The sequence below is a fragment of the Streptomyces sp. NPDC001381 genome, from assembly GCF_042895685.1.
In the GTDB taxonomy this organism is placed as follows: Bacteria; Actinomycetota; Actinomycetes; order Streptomycetales; family Streptomycetaceae; genus Streptomyces.
On the sequence record NZ_JBIAWO010000008.1, the window covers coordinates 125554 to 144601 of the forward strand.

At 73.1% G+C, this 19048-nt stretch carries 12 protein-coding genes; 2 read left to right on the plus strand and 10 right to left on the minus strand.

The window, feature by feature from the left end:
* Nucleotides 1–5: 5 nt before the first annotated feature.
* The 7 genes from asnB to ACFY2L_RS30145 form a co-directional block, all read right to left on the minus strand.
* Nucleotides 6–1931 (minus strand): asparagine synthase (glutamine-hydrolyzing), encoded by a 1926-nt coding sequence (asnB, locus tag ACFY2L_RS30115; protein WP_390823959.1) that lies wholly within the window; start codon nt 1929–1931, stop codon nt 6–8.
* A 3-nt stretch (nt 1932–1934) separates the two neighbouring features.
* Nucleotides 1935–3485, minus strand: a complete 1551-nt coding sequence (locus ACFY2L_RS30120; protein WP_390823960.1) for a Wzz/FepE/Etk N-terminal domain-containing protein — start codon at nt 3483–3485, stop codon at nt 1935–1937.
* Nucleotides 3482–4858 carry a Wzz/FepE/Etk N-terminal domain-containing protein gene (locus ACFY2L_RS30125; RefSeq protein ID WP_390823961.1) on the minus strand — a complete coding sequence of 459 codons (1377 nt, stop codon included), beginning with the start codon at nt 4856–4858 and terminating at the stop codon, nt 3482–3484. Before ACFY2L_RS30125 ends, ACFY2L_RS30120 begins: the two co-directional genes overlap by 4 nt.
* Nucleotides 4848–6119 carry a glycosyltransferase family 4 protein gene (locus tag ACFY2L_RS30130; protein WP_390658924.1) on the minus strand — a complete coding sequence of 424 codons (1272 nt, stop codon included), beginning with the start codon at nt 6117–6119 and terminating at the stop codon, nt 4848–4850. The genes ACFY2L_RS30125 and ACFY2L_RS30130 overlap by 11 nt, the downstream gene beginning before the upstream one ends.
* Nucleotides 6109–7425, minus strand: a complete 1317-nt coding sequence (locus ACFY2L_RS30135; protein ID WP_390658923.1) for a nucleotide sugar dehydrogenase — start codon at nt 7423–7425, stop codon at nt 6109–6111. The genes ACFY2L_RS30130 and ACFY2L_RS30135 overlap by 11 nt, the downstream gene beginning before the upstream one ends.
* A gap of 73 nt (nt 7426–7498) precedes the next feature.
* Nucleotides 7499–8977 carry a sugar transferase gene (locus tag ACFY2L_RS30140; RefSeq protein WP_390658922.1) on the minus strand — a complete coding sequence of 493 codons (1479 nt, stop codon included), beginning with the start codon at nt 8975–8977 and terminating at the stop codon, nt 7499–7501.
* A 559-nt stretch (nt 8978–9536) separates the two neighbouring features.
* Nucleotides 9537–10673 (minus strand): magnesium and cobalt transport protein CorA, encoded by a 1137-nt coding sequence (locus ACFY2L_RS30145; protein ID WP_390658921.1) that lies wholly within the window; start codon nt 10671–10673, stop codon nt 9537–9539.
* Nucleotides 10674–11043: 370 nt separating this feature from the next.
* On the opposite strand from ACFY2L_RS30145, the gene ACFY2L_RS30150 reads away from it, so the two are divergent.
* Nucleotides 11044–12162, plus strand: coding sequence for a winged helix DNA-binding domain-containing protein (locus ACFY2L_RS30150; protein ID WP_390823962.1), 1119 nt, complete (start codon nt 11044–11046; stop codon nt 12160–12162).
* 137 nt (nt 12163–12299) lie between these two features.
* Here ACFY2L_RS30150 and ACFY2L_RS30155 read toward each other — a convergent pair whose 3' ends face one another.
* From ACFY2L_RS30155 to ACFY2L_RS30165, 3 genes are all read right to left on the minus strand, one after another.
* Nucleotides 12300–13091 carry a S1 family peptidase gene (locus tag ACFY2L_RS30155; RefSeq protein ID WP_390658919.1) on the minus strand — a complete coding sequence of 264 codons (792 nt, stop codon included), beginning with the start codon at nt 13089–13091 and terminating at the stop codon, nt 12300–12302.
* Nucleotides 13092–13329: 238 nt separating this feature from the next.
* A complete protein-coding gene (locus tag ACFY2L_RS30160) occupies nt 13330–16146 on the minus strand; it encodes an ATP-binding protein (RefSeq protein ID WP_390658918.1) in 2817 nt (938 codons plus the stop codon).
* A 270-nt stretch (nt 16147–16416) separates the two neighbouring features.
* The gene (locus ACFY2L_RS30165; RefSeq protein WP_390658917.1) at nt 16417–17250 is read right to left on the minus strand and encodes a response regulator transcription factor; all 834 of its coding nucleotides are present in this window, start codon (nt 17248–17250) and stop codon (nt 16417–16419) included.
* A 125-nt stretch (nt 17251–17375) separates the two neighbouring features.
* Between ACFY2L_RS30165 and ACFY2L_RS30170 the strand changes: the two genes are divergently transcribed.
* Entirely contained in the window at nt 17376–19046 is a 1671-nt protein-coding gene (locus ACFY2L_RS30170; RefSeq protein WP_390823963.1) for an AMP-binding protein, read from the plus strand.
* Nucleotides 19047–19048 lie beyond the last annotated feature (2 nt).

Below are 19048 nucleotides of genomic sequence, written 5' to 3' on the forward strand. Positions count from 1 at the left end.
GCCGTTCAGGGAGCGTTCCGGCCGGACCCGGAGGTCGCGCCGCGATACCAGTACTCGAGGGTCAGCACATGCCACAGATGCTTGGAGAAGTCCTGCTGCCCGGCGGCGTCCGCGGCGACCATGCGCGCCAGCGCGTCACGGCGCAGGAGCCCGGAACGGACGAGCTCGCCCTCGTTGACGACCTCGCGCACCAGCGGTGCCAGATCCCGGCTCATCCAGGCCCGCAGCGGGGCGCTGAACAGGCCCTTGGGCCGGTACACGATCTCGCGGGGCAGGACCGAGGTGGCCGCCTCCTTGAGGACGGCCTTGCCCTGCCGTCCGACGATCTTGCGGTTGCCGGGCACGGCGAACGCCGCCCTGACCACCTCGACGTCCACGTACGGCACCCGCACCTCGGTCGAGGCGGCCATGCTCGACCGGTCCGTGTAGGCGAGGTTCAGGCCCGGCAGGAACATCCGGGCGTCGCCCAGGCACATGCGGTTGACGAAGTCGTCGAGGTCGTTGTCCCGGTAGACGTCGGCGTGCTCGGTCAGCACGTCGTCCACCGTCCCGGCCAGGTCCGGGTCGATCAGGTCGAGCAGCTCACCGCGGTCGTACATGGTGTAGCTGCGCCGGAACGCGGTCTCCTCCGGCAGATCGGCGAAGGAGAGGAACCGCTTCGCGAAGCGCACCGACCGGTAGCCCCGGCGGCTCGTCGCGACCGGCAGCCGGTCCACGGCCCCGGACAGGGCGCTCCGCAGGGGCCGCGGCACGCGCTGGTAGCGCAGCGCCAGCAGGTTGGCCAGGTGCTTGCGGTACCCGGCGAACAGCTCGTCGGCGCCCATCCCCGAGAGCATCACCTTGACCCCGGCCTCCCGGGCGGCCGAGCAGATCAGGAACGTGTTGATCGCGGCGGGGTCGCCGATCGGCTCGTCCAGATGGTGTGTCATCTGCGGCAGCAGGTCGAGGACGTTCGGAGCGATCTCGATCTCGTGCAGGTCGACGCCGAACTGTCCGGCCACCTGCCGGGCATGGCGCAGGTCGTCCGGCATCGCCTCGAACCGGGCGTCCTCGGCGCGGAACCCGATCGTGTAGGCGGAGATCCCGGGCCGGTCGCGGGCCGCCAGCGCGGTCAGATAGCTGGAGTCCAGCCCGCCGGAGAGGAAGGTCGCCACGGGCACGTCGGAGAGCAGATGACGCCGGGTCGACTCCTCGACGACGGCGGCGACATCCGGCAGCTCGCCGCTGCGGGCCCGCTCCCTGCCCTCGGCGGCGACGTCCCGCAGGTTCCAGAACCGGCCCCGCTCCGTCCGGCCGTCCGGCCGGCACCGCAGCCAGCTCCCCGGCGGCAGCTTCTCCGCCTCGCGGTACGCGCACCGTGAGTCCGGCACCCAGTAGTACAGCAGCGAGGCCACCAGCGCCGCGTGGTCCACCTCCAGCGACCCGCCGCTCACGGCGGCGAGCGCCTTCAGCTCGGAGGCGAACATCAGACCCTCGCCGCGCCGGAGCAGGAACAGCGGCTTGATGCCGAGCTGGTCGCGCGCGAGCACCAGCTCACCGGTCCGCTCGTCGAAGATCCCGAACGCGAACATGCCGCGCAGCCGGGGCAGGCAGTCCGTGCCCCAGCGCCGCCAGGCCTCCAGCAGCACCTCGGTGTCGGAGGTGCCGCGGAACCGCACCCCGGCCGCGGCCAGCTCGGCACGCAGCTCGGGCGCGTTGTACAGCTCGCCGTTGTACGTCAGGACGAGGCCGCCGGAGACCATCGGCTGGGCGCCGGTCTCGGACAGGTCGATGATGGCCAGCCGACGGTGCCCGAGATGCACTTCGCCGTCACCGGCGGCGTGGCCGTACCGGCCCGCCCCGTCCGGACCGCGGTGGGCGAGGGCATCGGTGAGCCGGTCGGTGACGACCTTCCCGTCCGGCCATCGGTACGTGCCTGCGATGCCACACATGTGCTACCGCGCCTCCTGGTCGCTGTCCGGGACTCGCGCCGCCCACATCGGCAGCCGCTCCGTCCATCGCCGGCCCTCCACCGCCTGAACGGCCTGGGAGGTACCCCCGTCGTTCTGCCGGGCCGGCCGCTCGCTCCGGCCGCGCAGCGCCGTGTGCGGCCCGTCCCACAGCGTGCCGTCGGTCCGGTCCCGCGGATCGGGGTCGATCAGCACCACACCGATCACCGGAATGTGCTGGTCCGCGAGTTGCCGCGCCACGGTGTGCAGCCATGCGCCGTTGCCGTGTCCGGCGCGCACGACGAGCACGGTCCGTGTGCCGAGGTACTGGAGGTCGGTCCACGCCGTGCCGGGCGCCACCGACCCGACGCCGAGCCGGCGCTCCTGGTGCGGCCCGGCCGCGGCGTCCTCGCCGGTGACCACGGCCGGGTCCCCCGGCTTCGGGCGGCGGCCGGCGAGCTGCCGGCCGGGCAGACCGTCGACGACGACCACCGGCCCCTCCGCCGCCAGGGCCCTGGCGAGGTCCAGGGCGATCACGCTCGTGTGGCGCGCACAGCCCAGTTCCAGCAGCGACACGGGTTCCGCGGAGCCGCGCACGGCCCGGGCCAGGGACGTGGTGAGCCGTTCGCGTGCCGCCCGGACCCGGCGGCGCTGCCATCGCCCGGCCGACCGGTGGGGCAGCTCCGCGATGACCGAGGCGCCGAGGTTCGCGGCGATCTCCCGGCGCAGCACGGGACGGTCCGCCACCACCGCGCCGACCGCGGCCACCGCGAGCCCGAGGAAGAGCCCGAGGAAGAGCCCGATCCCGGCGTCGGTGGCGGCGGCCCTGGGCAGGGAGTGCCGCACCGTGTGCGGGGCGTCCACGATCTGCGTGCCGGCGACGAGCCGGGGCGTGCCGATGCTCGCCTCCGCGGCGCGCTGGCTGAAATCGGTGATCTGCGAGGTGAGTTCGGCCCGGCGGGCGTAGAGCGACTCCAGGTCCGCCGACGACTCCGGCCCGCTCGCCTGCGTTCCGTCCCCGATCGCCTTGTTGACCCGGGCCAGTTGGCCCTTCAGCTGGTCACGCTGGTCGAGCAGGGCCTTGGACTCGGCGTCCGCGGCCTCCCGTATCCGCCGCACGTGGTCCGTGACGAACGCGTCGGCCAACGCCTTGGCGCGGGCCACCGCTTCCGCGTCGGTGTCACCGGTCACGGTGATCAGCAGCACGTTGTTGGTCACACCGGTACCGCTGTAGTCCTGCATGAAGTCCTCGGCCTCTTCCCGGGACTTGAGGGACTTCAGGGCCTTTTCGGCGATCCGTGTGGTCTGCAGCAGCGCGACGTCGGTACGGATCAGCGTTCCGGGGTCGTTCGGCTGGTCCTCCTCGTGCGCGACCAGCACCTTGGTCACCGCGGTCGGCGGCCGCGGCAGCAGGAACGCCGCCGCCGCGCCGACGAGCAGCCCCAGCAGCGCGAGGGAGCACCAGAGGCGGCGCCGTCTGCGCACCGCCGCCACCAGGGCCTGCAGATCCAGCAGCGGAGCGGCGGCCGACGGCTCCGGGGCCGTACTCGTCGTCACCCTGTGACCCCCGTCGCGTCGTCCAGCTCGCCGTCGAACTCCGCGAGCGCCGGTGCGGCGGCCTGCCGACGGCGGCCGGCCGGCCGCGTCGCACGGACCGGGCCGGCGACGACGACGCCGACGACCGCGTGCCGGGCGTCCGCACACGCCTCGGCGATGCCGGCCAGCTCCGCCGCGGTCCAGCTGCCGGCGCTGAGCACGACCAGGGCACCGGACTCGTAGCCGCTGTCCGGCACCATCGGCCGGGACACCGGAACCGCCACCGCCCGCGCCGGCGGATCGCTCCCGGCCTCGACGACGAGCTGCTCGGCGGCCCGGCGGGCGATGTCGTCCCCCTCGGGGAAGACGACCAGCAGCCGTCGCGGGGCCGGCAGCTGGTCCCGGAGACGTGAGCACACCCGCCGGTAGCGGATCTGCCTGCTGGCCTCGTCGCCGGACGTCTGCGGGGCCGGGATGTCCCAGCGGACGTCGAGGCCCAGCAGCCGGCGGACCCAGGCCCGCGGGCCGCGGCCCTCCGGCCGGTGCGTGGGCCGCTCGACGGGTACGTCGACGGTACCCAGCAGCGCCGAGCCCAGCGCCTCGGCGATCTCCGGTTCCCCGCGCAGGCGGCGGCTCATCCGCGCGGCGGTGAGATGCCCGATGACGGCGAACAGGAAGAACAGCAGCGCGCCGCCGGCGATGAGCTGCGTCCGTGTCGGCGGTGCCTCGCCGGTGGGCCGGGCCGCCGACCCCATGACGACCATGTTCTTCGCCTCGTCGTCGGACGGGTCGGCCTGCTCCAGCGTGTTGATGGCCTCCCGCAGCGCGGTGCGCAGCTTCTCCAGCTCGGTGCGGGTCTGCACGCTCTCCACGGTCTGCCCGGGATCGGCCGCGTCGGCCAGCTCGCTGATGCGGCGGCTGGTGTCCTCGACCGACTGCTGAAGCGCGTCGAGCTCCGCCGCCGCCCCGGGGTCGGCGCTCTCGCTCGCGATCCGTGTGGCGTAGGAGACGAACTCCTTGGCCACCTGGTCGGAGAGCCGCTGTGCGCGCTCCGGGGTGTCGGCCGTGCCGGAGATCTTGATGATGTTCCCGTCGGTTGCCTTGGCGCTGACCTGATCCCGCAGGTCGCTGCCGCTCACCCCGGTCCAGCCGAGCTTGGCGGCCGCGCGGTCGACCACCACCGAACTGGTCGCCACCTCCGTCTGGGTCAGCAGCTCGCGCTCCTCCCACGTCCCCGGCAGCAGCACCGACGCCGAGGTCGTGTAGCGCGGCGGGAAGAGCAGGGAGGCGCCGTAGCCGACGAGCGCACCCACCAGGGCGAGGAGGGTGAGCAGCCGCCAGCGCCGACGGATAATCCGCCCGATCGTGACCAGGCGTATCGTGTCATCGCTCAATGGTGCGACCTTCCCCTGCCGGGTCCGGGTCGCGCGCCGGCGCCGGAGTCCGGTCGCGGCAGGCAGCGGCGTAGGCGGCGAGCAGCGAGCGCTGGGAGTTCCGCCAGGAGAGCGGCCCGCCGATCCGCTCCTGGCCGGTCTTTCCCATCCGGGCCCGCTTCTCCGGGTCGTCCAGCAGCAGCGCGACGAGCCCGGCGAACTCGGCCTCGTCGTTCGCGGACGCGTAGACGGCGGCGTCACCGGCGGAGACGCGCGCCTCCCGGAGGTCGAACGAGACGATCGGCCGGCCCATCACCATGTACTCCAGGACCTTGTTCATGGTCGACACGTCGTTGAGCGGATTGCGCGGGTCGGGGGAGAGGCACACGTCCGCGGTGGACAGGTAGCGCACCAGGTCGGCGTCCGGGATGCGCCCGGTGAACTGCACCTGGTCCGCGAGCCCGAGCCGCCGGGAGAGCTCCACCATCGCGTCGAAGGTGTCGCCGGCGCCGACGAACACCGCGTGCCAGTCGGTCCGCCCGAACTCGTCGCGCAGCTTCGCGAGCGCCCGCAGGGCGTAGTCGACGCCGTCCTGCGGGCCCATCACGCCGAGATAGCACAGCAGATGAGGCTTGCCGCGCTTCAGCTCCGGCTCGGGCGGCACGGGGTGGAACCGTTCGGTGTCGGGCGCGCTGCGCACCACGAACACGTCCTGCGGCCGCCGGCCGCCACGGCGCACCGCGACGTCCCGGTAGCTCTCGTTCGTGGCGAGCACGACGTCCGCCGCCCGGTAGGTCAGCCGTTCCAGCGCGCACACGGCGCGGTAGAGCACGTCCTTGCCGCGGCCGAACCGGGAGAGGTACAGCTCGGGCACCAGGTCGTGCTGGTCGAAGACGAACCGCGCGCCGCGCCGCTTCAGCCACAGCGCCGGCAGGAACAGCAGGTCGGGCGGGTTGCAGGCGTGGACCACGTCGACCGGGCCGACCTTGCGGGCCAGCCGGGCCGTGTGCCACAGCGCCGATCCGTACTCCCGCAGGTAGCCGGCCGGTCCTCCGGTGGCCGCGCGCAACGGGTAGCGGTGGATCCGCACCCCGTCGACCACCGCCTCCGGCTCCGTGTCCCGCTTGTTCCCCCGGGGACAGATGACGTGCACCTCCCAGCCCGCGTCGCGCAGCGTCGTGCACTCCTGCCACACCCGCCGGTCGAACGGCACCGACAGGTTCTCCACCAGGATCAGCGCGCGCCGGCCCGAACCGTCGCCGCCGGCAGTGTCACCAAGCAAGGCCCATGTATCCCGGTTCGGCCCGGCGCGCCTCGGCGTCGGGAAGGCGGACGAGGTCGACGATCACCGGGCCGTCCCCGTGGGGCAGCGCCGACAGCACGGCCGGATCCCTGGTTCCGACCAGGCACACCTCGGCGTGCTCGAGCACCTCCTCGACGGAATCCGCGAGCAGTTGCGCGAGGTGCGGCAGCCGGGTCTCGATGTACTCGCGGTTCGCGCCGATCAGCCGGGAGAGGCTGACGTTGGCGTCATGGATCCGCAGGTCGTACCCCTTGCCGAAGAGCCTTTCCGCCAGTTCGACGAGCGGGCTCTCGCGCAGGTCGTCGGTGCCGGGTTTGAAGGACAGCCCGAACAGGCCCACCCGGCGCTTGCCGGTGCGCTCGACCAGGTCCACCGCGCGCTGCAGATGGTCGGAGTTGGAGGACAGCACATGGGCGAGGATGGGCACCGAGACGTCGGCCCGCTGCGCCGCGTGGACCAGGCTGCGCAGGTCCTTGGGCAGGCAGGAGCCGCCGAAGGCGAAGCCGGGCCGCAGGTAGGCGGGGCTGATGTTCAGTTTGCGGTCGGCCAGGAACACGTCCATCACCTGGTGCGAGTCCACCCCGAGCGCCTGGCACACCGCGCCCAGCTCGTTCGCGAAGCCGATCTTGAGGCCGTGGAACGCGTTGTCCGCGTACTTGATCGCCTCGGCCGTCGGGACCGGCACCCGGAACACCTCTCCGGGCAGGCCCTCGTACAGCGCCATCACCGCGTCGCCGCTCGCCGGATCGAGTTCGCCGATGACGGTCTTGGGCGGGTCGAAGAAGTCCCGCACGCTGGTGCCCTCGCGCAGGAACTCCGGGTTGACCGCGACCCCGACGTCCACCCCGGCCGTGCCGCCGACGTACTTCTCCAGGATCGGCACCAGCAGGTTCAGGCAGGTGCCCGGGAGCATGGTGCTGCGGAACACGACGGTGTGCCGCCCGCCCCGTTCGGCCAGCGCGGCGCCGATCTGCTCGGTGACCCGCTCCAAGTACGTGGTGCACAGGCTGCCGTTGGGCTCCGACGGCGTGCCCACGCAGACCAGCGACACCTCGCTGTCCATGATCGCCTCGCGGACGTCGCCGGTGGCACGCAGCGCCCCGGTCCGCACGACGTCGGCGACGAGTTCGCCGATCCGTTCCTCGACCACCGGGGCCTTGCCGGCGTTGACCAGGTCGACCTTCACCTGGTTCACGTCCACCCCGATGACCTCGTGACCCATGCTGGCCAGGCACGCGGCCGACACGCAGCCCACGTAGCCGAGCCCGAAAACGCTGACTCTCATGACCCGTTCCTCCCCCCAGGCAGGCCTTGTGGCCTGCGGTCCGCGCGCCCGGCCGGGCGACGCCCCCCGCGCATCAGTAGGCGCCCTGCCCGTAGAGCACCGCACGCAGCGTCTTCCACAAGATCACTGTGTCCAGGGCGAGCGACCAGTCCTCGACGTACCGCAGGTCCAGCCGGACCGCCTCCTCCCACGACAGGTCGCTGCGTCCGCTGATCTGCCACAGGCCGGTGAGTCCGGGCTTGACCAGCAGCCGCCGCCGGATGTCCGGGCCGTACGAGGCGCACTCCTCCGGCAGCGGAGGCCGCGGACCGACGAGCGACATCGATCCGGTGAGCACGTTGAAAAGCTGCGGGAGTTCGTCGAGCGAGTACCGGCGCAGCACCGATCCCACCCGGGTCACCCGCGGATCCCGGCGCAGCTTGAACAGCGGGCCGGCGCCCTCGTTGCGGTCGGCCAGCTCGGCACGTGCCCGGTCGGCCCCGGCGACCATGGTGCGGAACTTGAGCATGGTGAACTCGCGGCCGTCCTTGCCGACCCTGCGCTGGCGGTAGAACGCCCCACCCCGGCTGTCCACCAGGACGAGCAGCCCGACCAGCACCATCAGCGGCGCGAACAGCATCAGCAGGACCGCCGCGCCCGTCCGGTCGACGACCCCTTTGACCGCCCGGCGGCCCCCGGTGAAGGTCGGCATGCTGACCCGCAGCAACGGGATCCCGAGCACCGCGTCGACGTGCAGCCGCGGGCCGGCCACCTCCATCAGCACGGGCGCCACGACCATCTCGGTGTCGGTGCCTTCGAGGTTCCAGGCCAGCCGTTGCAGCCGCTCCGGTGACCAGTGCGGGTCCGGTGTGACCGCGACGACACGGTAGCCGTCGCCGTGGACGTGCTTGGCGACGTCCGCCAGCCGGCCGACGACCGGTACTCCGTCCAGCAGGTCACCGTCGAGCCCGGGACCGTCCGTCGTGCACACCGCGTCCACCCGCCAGCCCAGGTGCGGGAACTTGCGGGTACGGGTGATCAGGTCGTGCACGGTGTCCGGGCTCCCGGCGGCGAGCACCGGTCGCAGACACAGTCCGTCCTTGCGCTGTTTGTGCAGTGAGAGCCGCAGCAGATACCGCACGGTCATGGTGACGACCGCGATCGCGGGGATCGCCACGAAGATCCAGAGCTTGATGTTGCGCGAGGTGAGGGCGATCCCGCCGAGGGCCAGGACGACGGTCGCCGTGAACAGCGAGCGTCCCAGCCGGCGGAACTCCTCGGCGCCCTGGCCGAGCACGGCCGGAGCCCACGACCGGCTCACCGCGAGCGCCCCCAGCACCAGCAGCTCGGTGCCGAACGCGAGAATGCCCCACTTCTCATGCCAGTTGGCCGCGTCCCGGGCCCCGAAGAAGTTGCCGATCCCCGCCACCACGACGGCGGTCGCCACGGTGTCGCTGGTGATCACGGCGCGTCGGTACCGCTGCTCCCAGTCGATCACGGGCCGGCCGACGGCGCCCTTCACCTGCTGCTCGCGCGCCGACGGAAACGTGCTGACCAGTCCCCCTTGCCGCACAGAACCCCCCAGGTTCCCCAGTGGTTCGACGTGTTCGCCCAACACTGTTCCTCCCCTCGGGAGGCCCCCGCCCCTCCCGTACTGTTCCTCCCCTCGGGAGGCCCCCGCCCCCCGCGCCGCGCTGTTCCTCCCTGCGGCAGGCCCCCGCCTCCCGCGCATGACATCCCGGCTGTTTCAGGGCTGCTCGAAGAACCCGCCCCGGCGGCAATGGACTCGTACGTCCTGCCCGACATGTGAGGAGTGCCGGAACCCGTCACAACCTCGGATGCTCCCCGCACCCAAGGCCCCCCCGGGCTCCACGAACTGATCACCCCCACGCCCGGCGTCGGAGACGCGACTGCTGGCGTTCCGCAGCACCGGACCTATAGATGATTACTGGTCGCCTCAGCTGAAGCATGGTCAATCTAGACCATCGGGGCCGGTATGAAGAGAGGATTGTGTGTAATTTGTGCTCAAGCTTTTTTTCGGCTGGATCCACCCGTTCGTGATCGCCCCGCCCGGGGCCGGGTGCCCGCGGCCGCTGCTCGCGACCCCCGGCACCCTCACCTCCCGGTCGTGCTCAGAGCCAGTCCCGCCGCTTGAAGATGAAGTACAGGCTGGTGCACACCACGGCCATGAGGGCGATGGCGAAGGGGTATCCGAACACCCAGTGCAACTCGGGCATGTGTACGAAGTTCATCCCGTAGATCGTCCCGACCAGCGTCGGAGCGAACAGGATCGCCGCCCAGGACGAGATCTTCTTGATCTCCTCGTTCTGCTGGAACCCCGCCTCCGCCAGCGCCCGCATCTCCGCGTTCTGCTGCTGGGTGACCAGGGTCGCGTTCACGGTGAGGATCTCGGTGAGGGCCTGGCGGAAACCGTCGACGCGTTCGCTGGTGTGGGTGACGTGGTCGGCGACGTCGCGCAGGTAGCGCTGGAGTTCCTCGTCCGTGCCGTACTTGGAGAAACCGGCCATCAGACCGTGCAGCATGCCCACCAGGGGGCGGGTGGCCCGCTGGAACTCGACCATCTCGCGGGAGAGTTCGTAGATGCGGCGGGAGACCTCGGGGTCCCCGCGGAAGACCTCCGTCTCGATCTCGTCGATGTCGTTCTGGACACCCGAGACGACCGGCAGGTAGCCGTCGACGACCGCGTCGAGGATGGCGTACAGGACCGCCTCCGGGCCGAGCTTCAGCAGGTCCGGGCTGTCCTCCATGCGGCGGCGGACCGCCGACAGGTCCGGTGCCGCCCCGTGGCGGACGGTGATGACGAAGTCGGGCCCGACGAACACGTGCAGCTCGCCGAAGTCGATCTCCTCGGGGGCGTCGAGGTAGCGGGCGGCGCGCAGCACGACGAAGAGCGTGTCGCCGTAACGCTCCAGCTTGGGGCGCTGGTGGGCCTCCTTCGCGTCCTCGACGGCGAGCGGATGCAGGTCGAACTCGGCGGCCAGGGAGTGCAGTTCGGCCTCGGTGGGGCGGGCCAGGCCGATCCACGCCATACCGTCCGGCCGCTCGCGCAGCGCACGGTAGGTCTCCGCGAGGCCGGACGGGGTGTAGACGCGGACGCCGTCGCGGTACAGCACCGCCTGGACGACGCTCGCGACCTCGCCGGTCCCGGCCGGCTCCGGTGCCGGTGCCGGGGTGCCGGGGCGGGCCTGCTCCGGCGGGGGCGCGGTGCGGCGCCAGACGGACTTCCGGGAACGGGGGTGATCGGGCATCGCGGCTGCCTCTCGGTCTCGTGCTCCGAGCCTACGTCCGTGTGATCACGGCGCGGGACATCCCGGCCCCACCGCCTCCGGGGCGGCCGCCTCACCGAGGGCCCCGTGCCGTGGCGGACGGATCCTGTCCTGGGTCGTGTCCGCAAGGTCCCGCCTGCCTCGCGACGCCCGGCACGTGCTCTCGCCGCACCGGGCGAAAGCCCGGGTACACCCGGTACGAGGCCGTCCGCCCGGCACGCCGGGAGCACGCTCCCCCACGCCCGGCTTCGCTCGCGCGGGAGGGGCCCCCACGACGCCGCGAGGCCCGCCCTGCGGGCGAACGGCGGGACTTCGCGAGGACACGACCTGGTCACTCGCTAGGTTGCCGTCCATGACGAAGACGACGTCCGCGGGCGGCCCCGTGCTCTCCCCCCGCGCCCTCAACCGCGCGACCCTCGACCGGCAGCTGCTCCTCCGGCCCGCCGCGCTGCCGGTGAAGGCGGCGGTGGAGCACCTGCTGGGACTGCAGGCCCAGAACGTCAGACCGCCCTACTACGCGCTCGCCGCCCGCCTCGACGGCTTCGCGCCCGAGCGGTTGTCGGCGCTGATGGCGGACCGCGAGGCGGTCCGGATCGTCACCATGCGCTCCACCATCCACACCCACACCGCCGACGACTGCCTCGTCCTGCGGCCGCTCGTGCAGCCCGCCCGTGACCGTGAGCTGACGCACTTCCGCGCCGGGCTCGCCGGCGTCGACCTCGACCGGCTCGCCGCCCTGGCCCGGGACCTCGTGGAGGCCGAGCCGCGCACCATGAAGCAGCTGCGCGAGGCCCTGTCCGCCGAGTGGCCCGACGCCGACCCGCAGTCCCTGGCCGTGGCCGCGCGGTGCCGACTGCCCCTGGTCCAGGTCACCCCGCGCGGGCTGTGGGGCAGGAGCGGACAGGTCGCCCTGACCACCGCCGAGCACTGGCTCGGCCGGCCCGCGGAACCGGCCCCCGCCCCGGACGCCGTCGTCCTGCGCTACCTCGCCGCCTTCGGACCGGCCTCCGTGCGGGACATGCAGACCTGGGCCGGGCTCACCCGGCTGCGCGAGGCCTTCGAGCGCCTGCGCCCCGGACTCCTCACCTTCCGGGACGAGCACGGCACCGAACTCTTCGACCTCCCCGACGCCCCGCGCCCCGACCCCGGGACGCCGGCGCCACCGCGCTTCCTGCCGGAGTTCGACAACCTCCTCCTCTCCCACGCCGACCGCACCCGGGTCGTGCCGCCCGCGTACCGGGGCCGCGCCTGGCAGGGCAACCAGGCCCACCGCACCCTCCTCGTCGACGGCTTCCTGGCGGGCGTGTGGAAACTGGAGGAGGACGCTCTCGTCGTCGAGCCCTTCGACCGCCTCACCGAGGAGCGGCGGGAGGACGTGGCCGCGGAGGGGGAGCGGATGCTGCGCGTGATGCACCCGGGCGCGTCGTACGACATCCGGTTCGGCGCCGTCGTACGGCGGCAGACGCCGTGAGGCCGCCCGGGGGCGGATGCCGCCGGACGGCCGCGGGACATGGAAAGGGGGCGCTGCGGGCCGCTCGTGGAGGCTCGCAGCGCCCCCTGGTTCTTCACCTGAGGGGTGCTCAGGACTTCTGACGGGTCACGCGGTCACTACGAGTTGACCTGCGCGGTCACGAGGGAGGAGAAGGTGGTCAGCCGGGTGTACACACCCGGGTAACCGGCCTCCGCGCATCCCTCGCCCCAGGAAGTGATCCCTGCCAGGACGCCCCCGATGAGCAGGGGACCGCCGCTGTCGCCCTGGCAGGTGTCTACGCCACCGGACGTGTATCCGGCGCAAACCATGTCGGTCTGGACGAAGTCCGAACCGTAGGAGCTCTTGCAGCTGGAGTCGGACACGATCGGGACGGTCGCGGTCCGCAGCTGGTTGGAGGAGCTGCCGTTCTCCGAGGTGGTGCCCCAGCCGAGGATGCGGGCCGTGGTGCCGGCCGCGTACACGCTGGTCTGGGACGAGGAGACGTACGACGCCGTGGTGTACGGCATCGAGGTCGCCAGGGTCAGGACGGCCACGTCGTCACCGTTGGTGGCGTCCGTGTAGTCCGGGTTGATCCAGATCTTGCTCACCCGGCTGACCGTGCCGTTCGTGCCGTTCAGGTAGGTGCGTCCGCCGACGACTCTCACACTGCTGGTGGTCTCGCCGACCATGCAGTGGGCCGCCGTGACCACCTTGGTCGCCGAGACGAGGGTGCCACCGCAGAACTGGTTCTGCGAGGCGTCCGTGATCTGCATCATGAACGGGTAGGAGGTCGTGGTGGTCGTCGTGCCGCCGACGATGGGCTGCGGCGCTGCGACAGCGGTGGGGGCGCTGAGCAGAGCCGTCGCCGCCGCGGCAGCGGTGGCCGCGACGACGGCCGCGGCCTTCTTGGCACGGTTGAGCCCGAACATGCGTCTCCTCGTGGGGGATTTGCCGGTGGGGGGTCGCGCGGGTGTGGGGGGTCGTGCACGGGGGTCGCGGGACCGACCCCCGTGTGCCCGGGCGAGCGGCACATCCCAAACGCTAGGTGCGGGAACACCCACCTCCCAATGAGGGAACCCCCTAGGGGCGTTGGGGCAGGGAAAACCCTCGGTCACCCCGCGGCGGGCCCTCCGTCAACCCGCGTACGGCAGTTAACCCCCGCTTGGCTCACTTCGCGTGGCGCCCCGCCGCCAGGCGGACGATGTCCACCCGGGAGCGGATCCCCAGCTTGCGGTAGACACGGGTGAGGGTCGCCTCGACCGTCTTCACGCTGATGAACAGCCGTGCGGCGATCTCCCTGTTGGTCGCGCCCTCCATGACCAGCGCGGCGACCTGACGCTCCATCGACGCCAGGCCCTCCAGGGCGTCGGACGCGGGAGCCTGCGCGGCGGCCCGGGCCGGCTCGGCGGCACCCTCGGCGGCCGCCGCGTCGACCTGCCGCAGCCAGGGCAGCGCCCGGCACCGCCGGAACAGCCGCGCCGCCTCGTCGTACGACGTCGGACCGGGCCGTCCGGTGCGCAGCCGGGCCAGCGCGAACGCGGCCCGCGCCTCCTCCAGGCCGTACCCCAGTTTGGCCAGCCGGTCCTGAACGGACGTCAGCCGGGCCAGCGCCCCCTCCTGGTCGCCGTGCGCCGCCCGCACGAGGGCCTCCGCCCGGTCCAGAACGGCGAGCACGCTCTCCCGGCCGAGCCGCAGCGCGTGCGCACGGGCGACGTCGATGACGTCCTGCGCCTCGCCGGGTTCGCCGACCCGGACCAGGGCCTCGGCGAGGTCGCCGTGCCAGCGGCCGCGCGCGGGGTCGGTGATGCGCAGGCCCACCTCCAGCTCCCGCACCCGGCGCAGCGAGCCGACCGCGCCCGCGGCGTCCCCGGCCACCAGCTGGGCGTGGCCCTGCGCGGCCAGCGCCCGCGAGAGGTACATCTGGTCGCCGTCCTCCTCGGCGCGTTCCGCCGCCTCCCGGGCGAGGGCCAGGGCCCGGTCCACGTCACCGCCGGAGGCCTCGGCGAGGGAGGCGAGCATCGCGGAGGCGCCGAGCCCGATGCCGGAGTCGCGGGCCAGCCGCAGGCTCTCCCGGGCCAGGTCGAGGGCGCGCCCGCAGTGCCCGGAGCGCAGTTCGGTCTCGGCGAGGAAGCGCTGGAAGTGCACCTCGCTCTCGACCATGCCGCGCCGGCGCACCTCACGCAGCAGCGCGGTGATGGTGGCCCGGGCCTCCGGCAGCTGGTCGCTCATCAGCAGCCAGCGGAACCGGGCCGCCCCGACACCGTTGTGATGGCATGCCACGTACGGGTCCTGAGGCTCCTTCAGAGCCCGCTTGATGGTGGTGGGCGCGTTCGGATGGCCCATCAGGGTCTCGGTGGAGGCCTGGAAGGAGAGCGCCATCAGCTCGGTGCGCCGGTCGCCGCCGCGCGCGGCCAGCTCCGCCGCGTGCGCGGCCTCCTGGCGGGCCTCGGAGAAGTCGCCCTCGACGATCAGCTTGCGCCAGGCGAGGTGGTAGTGGACCAGGGCGAGCAGCCGGGGGTCGTCACCGGCGTCGGCGAGGGCCTGCGGGAAGACGGCGTCGACGTCGCCGAGGGCCTGCCCGGCGGCCTCGATGACCACCTCCCAGGCGCGGATCCGGTCGGCGGGCACGGTGGCCCGGGTCAGCACCTCGCGCGCGATGTCCCGGGCGAGGTCCACCTCACCGGCGGTGATCGCGTCCTCGGCGGCCTGCAGACGGTGCTCGTCCGGCGCGGGGGTGCCGTCCGGCGGGGTGTGCCGGGCGGCGAGCAGCCCGAGCGCGGCGGCGACGGACGGGGCGCCGCGGTCGCGGGCGAGGGCCGCGGCCTCGGCGAGCCGGGCGGCCACCTCCGGGTCGGTTCCGGTGGTCGCCAGGGCGAGGTTGCGGGCCCGTTCGATCGGGTCGGAGGCCGCGGTGGACAGCGCGGCGTGCGCGGCCCGCCGCTCCTGGGCGGGCGCCTCCGCGTACAGCGCCGCCGAGATCAGCGGATGCGCGAACCGTACGGCGGGACCCTCGGGCTCGGTCGCCAGCAGTCCGAGCTCGGCGGCCTGGGCGGTCTCGGCCTCGGCGTTCTCCCGGCCGGCCGCGTGCAGCAGGGCCAGCGTGGGGCGGGCGCCCGCGCTGGCCACCAGCAGGGTGCGGCGGGCCTCGTCGGAGAGCATGTCGAGACGGCTGAGCACCAGGGCGCGCAGCGAGGTCGGCACCGGCAGCGGCTCGCCGGGGCGCGGCGGGGTCGGGTTCTCGCCGAGGGCGCGGCCGAGCTCCAGGGCGAACAGCGGGTTGCCGCCGCTGGTGCGGTGGATCTCCCGGACCGTGGAGCGGGGCAGGTCCGTGTAGCCGCGGTGGTCGAGCAGCACCGAGACCTGGGCGCGGGAGAGCGGGTTCAGCCGGACGGCGAGGGTGTCCGGCGGGGACGCGCGTAGATGGCGGTCGTACTCCTGGCCCTCGGTGCGGACCGCGCACAGCAGCTGCACGGGGGTGTCGCCGAGGCGGCGGGCGGCGAAGCCGAGGAGCTCCGCGCTGGCCGAGTCCAGCCACTGGAGGTCGTCGGCGACGAGCAGGACGGGGCCGGAGGCGGCCAGCGCGCGCAGGGCGGACAGCACGGCGAGGCGCAGGGCGAGACCGTCGCGCTGCAGGGTCGACTCGCCGCGGCCGGTGAGCGCCGACTCCAGGGCCGTGCGCTGGGCCGTCGGCAGCTTGTCCGAGATCTCGTCCAGGACCAGACCGAACAGGTCGGCCAGGGCCAGGAAGGGGAGGTGGGATTCGGACTCGGTCGCCGAGCAGCGCAACACGGTGCGCGCCGCGTCGCCGTAATCCGCGGCCAATGCCCGCAGCACGGTCGACTTTCCTATTCCGGCGGGGCCGTGGAGCAGCACACTGCCGCCGCGGACCAGCTGGTCACGGGCCGAGCCGAACAGCTCCTCCCTGCCGATGACCAGGTCGGGGCGGCATCTGGCAGGCTCCTTGAAGTCCCGTCGCACGGTCACCGCTCCCCTCCAAGTGTCGTGTCCGGGCCAAATTCTAGGCAATGTCTCTTTGAAATTCGGAGGGACGGCGTGGTGAGGGATATAACAACCTGATGCATAGGCAAATTCATTGCGGCGGCGGATGAATGGCTAGTTGTCGTGGCGGCCCCTCCCTGGCTGGATCCGAGCGGTCCCTCCGCCCGCCGCGCCCGGTGCCGCGGCGGGCGTCGCGACGGGCGTGCGAGTACTTTTCCACGGTCGTGTTACCGACAGGAACAGTCTCGCGTCCGCTCACGGCAGCAATCCCGCCCGGCGGGCCGCCGCCACCGCCTCCCCGCGGGTGTGCGCGCCCAGCCTGCGCATCGCCGACCGCAGGTACCCCTTGACGGTCTCCGGGCGCAGGCCCAGCCGCTCGGCCGCCACCGCGTTCGTCGCCCCCGCCGCCACGCACGCCAGCACGTCCAGCTCCCGCGGCGCCAGCGTGACCTGCGGCTGCGCGGGAGCCGGGGCCAGCCTGCCGCAGGCCTCCAGCAGCTCCGCGCGCAACGCCGGATCCCCGATCCGCGGGGCCAGCGCCCGCAGGGCGGCGTGCGCCTCGCGCACCTGCTCCCAGCCGGGCCCGGGGCCGGGTTCGCGGTCGGGCCGCGGCCGCCCCGCCGACAGCAGGCCGCGCGCCTCGTCCTCGACGACCAGCGCCTGCTCCACGTCCCGTGCCACGTCCACGGCCGCGTTCAGCGTCCGGTCGCCCAGCGGCTGCGCGGTGCGCAGGGCGCCGTACAGCACACCGCGCACCCGGCGCCGCACCACCACCGGGATCGCCAGCACCGAGCGCAGACCCTCCTCGGCGACGGCCGCGTCGTACTCGTGGCTGATCTGCCGGGAGAGGGAGTAGTCGGTCACCGCGCACGGGCGGCCCAGCGCGACCGCCTTGCCGCCGAGGCCGTTGCCGGAGGTCACCGTGAGCCCGCTGAGCGCGAGGGTGGCCGCGCCGCTGAACTCGCTGATCCGCATCCGGGCCCGCCCCGGCTCCACCAGGCCGCCGAAGACGACCGGCAGCCCCGTCGCACGCCGCAGCCGCGCCAGCGCACCGCGAATCTCCGCCGTCCCGGCAGGATCTGCTGCCACGTCCTCGCCCTTTCCGGTGGCCGGGTGCCCGCACTCCCCCCGTTCGGGGGTAGTGAGACCTGCATCACGGATTACACGATGTCAGAGAGCCGCCCGGCAATGGTCCGGCACCGAGGAGGACGCAGATGACGACGGCGACGGAGCTGTTCCGCAGAGCCCGGGACTTCCTGCTGGAACACCGTGAGGACTACACGGCCGCCTACGAGGGCTTCGAGTGGCCCCGCCCCGCCCACTTCAACTGGGCCCTCGACTGGTTCGACGTCATCGCCGACGGGAACGAGCGCACGGCGCTGCACATCGTGGAGGAGGACGGCTCGCAGACCCGGCTGACCTTCGCCGAGCTCTCCGAGCGCTCCGACCGCGTCGCGAACTGGCTGCGCGAGCGCGGCGTGGCCGCCGAGGACCGGATCCTCGTCATGCTCGGCAACCAGGCCGAGCTGTGGGAGACCGCCCTGGCCGCGATGAAGCTGCGCGCCGTGGTCATCCCCGCCACCCCGCTGCTCGGCCCCGCCGACCTGCGCGACCGCGTGGAGCGCGGCCGGGTCCGGCACGTCCTCGTGCGGTCCGAGGACGCCGGCAAGTTCGCGGAGGTCCCCGGCGACTACACCCGGATCGCGGTGGGCGGGGCGCCCGAGGGCTGGCAGCGCTACGAGGACGCCCGCGACGCGCCCGCCGGCTTCACCCCCGACGGCCCCACCCTCGCCGACGACCCCCTGATGCTGTACTTCACCTCCGGCACGACCGCCCGTCCCAAGCTGGTCGAGCACACCCACACGTCGTACCCGGTCGGGCACCTGGCGACGATGTACTGGATCGGGCTGAGGCCGGGGGACGTGCATCTGAACATCTCCTCGCCGGGCTGGGCCAAGCACGCCTGGTCGAACCTGTTCGCGCCGTGGAACGCGGAGGCGACCGTGTTCATCCACAACTACACGCGCTTCGACGCGGGCCGGCTGATGTCGGAGATGGACCGGGCGGGCGTCACCTCCTTCTGCGCGCCGCCGACGGTGTGGCGGATGCTCATCCAGGCCGACCTGACCCAGCTGCGCGTCCCGCCGCGGGAGGTCGTCGCGGCGGGGGAGCCGCTGAACCCCGAGGTGATCGAGCAGGTCCGGCGGGCGTGGGGGGTGACCATCCGGGACGGCTTCGGGCAGACGGAGACGGCCGTGCAGGTCTCCAACAGCCCCGGGCAGCCGCTGAAGAGCGGTTCGATGGGGCGGCCGAGCCCGGGGTACCGGGTGGAGCTGCTGGACCCGGTCTCGGGCGCCCCGGGCGCGCGGGAGGGGGAGATCGCGCTGGACCTGTCGGTGCGGCCGGTGGGGCTGATGGCCGGCTACCACGGGGACGCCGACCGTACGGCGGAGGCGATGGCCGGCGGCTACTACCGCACCGGCGACATCGGCGCCCGCGACGAGGACGGCTACCTCACCTACGTCGGCCGCGCCGACGACGTCTTCAAGGCCTCCGACTACAAGATCAGCCCGTTCGAGCTGGAGAGCGCGCTGCTGGAGCACGAGGCGGTGGCCGAGGCCGCCGTGGTGCCCGCACCGGACGAGCTGCGCCTCGCGGTGCCCAAGGCGTACGTGGTGCTGGCGCGGGGCTGGGAGCCGGACGCCGACACGGCGAAGGTGCTGTTCGAGCACTCCCGCCAGGTCCTGGCCCCGTACAAGCGGATCCGGCGGCTGGAGTTCGCCCCGCTGCCCAAGACCGTCTCCGGCAAGATCCGCCGGATCGAGCTGCGCGAGGCCACGGCGGCGGGCTCGGCGGACGAGTACCGCGAGGAGGACTTCCGGTGATC